The organism is Streptomyces bambusae (assembly GCF_019400985.1).
Taxonomy (GTDB): Bacteria; Actinomycetota; Actinomycetes; order Streptomycetales; family Streptomycetaceae; genus Streptomyces; species Streptomyces bambusae_A.
This window is the reverse complement of sequence record NZ_WTFF01000521.1, coordinates 1-3,081: the sequence shown is the minus strand read 5'-3', so window position 1 is coordinate 3,081 and position 3,081 is coordinate 1. Positions and strand designations below refer to the sequence as shown.

3 protein-coding genes are annotated in these 3,081 nt (G+C 73.6%); 1 reads left to right on the top strand and 2 read right to left on the bottom strand.

The genetic code is table 11. From position 1 onward, the window contains the following. Positions 1–261: 261 nt before the first annotated feature. Together GPJ59_RS35015 and GPJ59_RS35010 are read right to left on the bottom strand one after the other, a co-directional pair. Positions 262–654, bottom strand: a complete 393-nt coding sequence (locus GPJ59_RS35015; RefSeq protein WP_219672102.1) for a hypothetical protein — start codon at positions 652–654, stop codon at positions 262–264. A 176-nt stretch (positions 655–830) separates the two neighbouring features. Beyond that, positions 831–2,309: an MFS transporter gene (locus GPJ59_RS35010; RefSeq protein ID WP_219672100.1), complete on the bottom strand. Its 1,479-nt coding sequence runs from the start codon at positions 2,307–2,309 to the stop codon at positions 831–833. Between the two features lie 113 nt (positions 2,310–2,422). Between GPJ59_RS35010 and GPJ59_RS35005 the strand changes: the two genes are divergently transcribed. Next, positions 2,423–2,974, top strand: a complete 552-nt coding sequence (locus GPJ59_RS35005; protein WP_219672098.1) for a MarR family winged helix-turn-helix transcriptional regulator — start codon at positions 2,423–2,425, stop codon at positions 2,972–2,974. The last annotated feature ends 107 nt before the right edge of the window (positions 2,975–3,081 follow it).

Here is a 3,081-nt window from a genome sequence, read left to right as displayed (position 1 = left end):
CGAAACCCGGCTCCGCGAAGCCAGGGCCCGGGCCGCGCAACGGCCGTCGGCGAAACCCGGCTCCGCGAAGCCAGGGCCCGGGCCGCGCAACGGCCGTCGGCGAAACCCGGCTCCGCGAAGCCAGGGCCCGGGCCGCGCAACGGCCGTCGGCGAAACCCGGCTCCGCGAAGCCAGGGCTGGGGCTCTGCGGAGCCCGGGCTCCGCGGCTCTGCGGCTCCGCGAGGCCGGGGCCGGTTTCGCCGTCGAGGACCGGCCGCGTCCTTACGCAGGACCTGCGGGGGTACGCCGGTCCTCGACGTGGACGATGTGCAGTTCGGTGCCGTCCCGGTGGCGCTTGGTGCGTCCGCGCATCCCGACGGCGAAGTTGTCCCGGCCGCTGGGCTCGTCGGGCGCGACGTAGGTGAGGACGTCCTGGTGGTGACCGGTGATCACCCAGCCCCCGTCGGCGTCCTTGACGTCGATCACCCCGAAGTCTCCGGCAGGGGAGCCTGCACGCACAGGGCCGAACTCCTTGAGGATCTCGGTGGCCTGTTCGGCGAGGTCGCCATCGGGAGCGGTGAGCACCACACAGGTGCCGTGCTCGAACAGCACCCACGACTTGCGGGGGTCGGCAAGAAGGCGCCGCCAGAGGTCGACGAGTCTCTCGGTATTCATGCCGATCATTGTCGACGGGGCTCGTCGAGGCCAACTCCGGGCGGTGTGGCGGTTCGGGGAGGGGGCGGAGTGGGTAGTGATAGGTCATCGCACGAGTGACGGATACGGGCCCGACCCCTCGCCAGGGGGCCGGGCCCGGAGCCATTCCTCCTCGTGCCGCTTCCCTCGCCTCGCCCTTAGGCGGCCACGGAGTCCCGCGCCGACGCATCCTGCGACCCCGGCTGCGACCCTTCCGGCGTGGCCGCCGTACGCGGCAGCAGGGTGCAGAGCACTGCGCAGAGCAGGAAGCCCCCCGCCACCCACGGCATCGCGGCGCCCAGCGCACGGGTCGCGTCGCCGCCCTCGTTACCGAGCGCTCCGAAGAAGACCGAGCCGATCACGGCCGCGCCCAGGGCGCCGCCGAACTGCTGGGCGGTGGAGAAGATCCCGGACGCGCCGCCCGCGATCCGCGCGGGGACGGCGGAGAGCACCACGTTGACCAGCGGCACCACCAGGAAGCCCAGGCCCGCGCCGGCCACGACCAGCCCCGGCACCAGTGGCCAGGCCCCGGTGTGCGTGTCGGAGGAGTGCGCCACGGCGTACTGGACGGCGGTGACGCCGCCCGCCATCATCAGCGCGCCCGCGGCGAGCACCAGCCGGCCGAAGCGTACTGCGAGCGCGTCGGCGGCCGGGGCGGTCAGGAAGCCGCCGGCGGAGAAGGCGACCGTGACCAGGCCGGCCTGCATCGGGGTGTATCCCTGCGAGCCCTGCAGCCAGAGCGCGAAGACCAGGAAGAAGCCCTGCATGCCCACGGCGAAGAGGAGCTGGACGGCCAGTCCGAAGGAGAAGGCGGGCAACCGGAAGGCCTGGGCGGGCAGCAGCGGTACGGTCGCGCCCCGCCGCCGGGCTTCGAGGACGCCGAGCCCGGCGACCGCGAGGACACCGCCGGCCAGGCAGGCCCAGCCCCACAGCGGCCAGCCGTTGGCCTCGCCCTGGACCAGGGGCAGGACCACGGCGACGAGCCCGGCGGCCAGCACGAGGCTGCCGAGGAGGTCGGGGCGGCCCGCGCCGCGCTCCCGGGTGGCGGGGACCAGGACGGCGCCGGCGACGAGCGCGGCCAGCGCGACGGGGACGTTGACCAGGAAGATCGAGCGCCAGCCCCAGCCGAAGAGGTCGGCGCCGGTGAGCAGGCCGCCGAGCAGCAGTCCGAGGGCGGAGGCGAAGCCGGCCACGGCGCCGTACATGCCGAAGACGGCGCCGCGTTCCTTGCCGTGGAAGAGGGTGCGGAAGGAGCCGAGGACCTGGGGCATGAGCACGGCGGCGGTGACGCCCTGGACTGCGCGTGCGGCGATCAGCTGGCCGGGACTCTGGGCGATGCCGCAGGCGAGGCTGGCGAGGCCGAAGCCGGCGGTGCCGGCGAGGAAGAGGGCCTTGCGGCCGTACCGGTCGCCGAGGTGGCCGGCGACGATCAGGGCGGCGGCGAAGCCGAGCAGGTAGGCCGAGACGAGCCACTGCAACGCGCTTTCGGAGGCGTGCAGTTCGCGGCCGATGGAGGGCAGGGCGACGTTGACGATCGTCACGTCGAGCAGGTCCATCAGGGCGGCGGCCGTCATGACGGCGGCGGCGGCCCAGCGGCGGGGATGGGGCGTCGGGGGCGGGGTCGGGGTCTGGGTCATGGCGGCGGCTACTCCCAAAGTATTTCGTTCGGACGAACGAAAGAGTTGCATGCGTGACAGGTCAGCCGCAAGCCTTTCGTTCGGGCGAACTAAATTTTTGGTAGCGTGACTCCATGACCTCCATGACCCCTGTGAACGAAGAGGCGAGCGCGAACGAAGAGGCGGACGCGAACGTGGACGCGAACGTGGACGCGAACGTGGACGCGGACGCGGACCGCGCCGAGGTGCTGGCGGAGCTCAACCGGACGGGCCGGGAGACGAGCGCGGTCACGGTCATGTTCCACACGGCGCTCGCCGAGAAGCGGGGCCTGGGCGCCACCGAGGTCAAGACCCTCGACCTGCTCCAGCGCGGCGGCCCGCTCACCGCGAAGGAGCTGGCCCAGCACTCGGGCCTGGCGCCGGCCTCGGTGACGGGCCTGGTGAACCGGCTGGAGCAGAAGGGCTACGTCCGCCGCGTGGGGCACCCCACCGACCGGCGCCGGGTGGTCGTGGAGGTCAGCGAGGAGAAGCTGCGCGAGCTGGCACCGGCGTACGCGGACTGGGCCCGCGAAGTCGCCGAGCTGTGCGAGGAGTTCAGCACGGAGGAGCTGCGGACCGTGATCCGCTTCCTGCGCGGCTCGAACGAGCGGCAGCGCCGGGCGGCGGCCCGCCTCACGGAGTCCTGACCAAGGCCACCAAGGCCGCCGCGGCGGGGCCGGAACGGAGGCCGGGGCCGGGCTCGGCCGCGGCGACCGCGGCCCGACCGCCGCCCCGGCCAGTCCCGCGCGTACGA

Bases quoted from the DNA above. Each gene is read 5' to 3' on its own strand.
- GPJ59_RS35015 (WP_219672102.1), bottom strand. From the start codon at position 654: ATGAATACCGAGAGACTCGTCGACCTCTGGCGGCGCCTTCTTGCCGAC.
- GPJ59_RS35010 (WP_219672100.1), bottom strand. From the start codon at position 2,309: ATGACCCAGACCCCGACCCCGCCCCCGACGCCCCATCCCCGCCGCTGG.
- GPJ59_RS35005 (WP_219672098.1), top strand. From the start codon at position 2,423: ATGACCTCCATGACCCCTGTGAACGAAGAGGCGAGCGCGAACGAAGAG.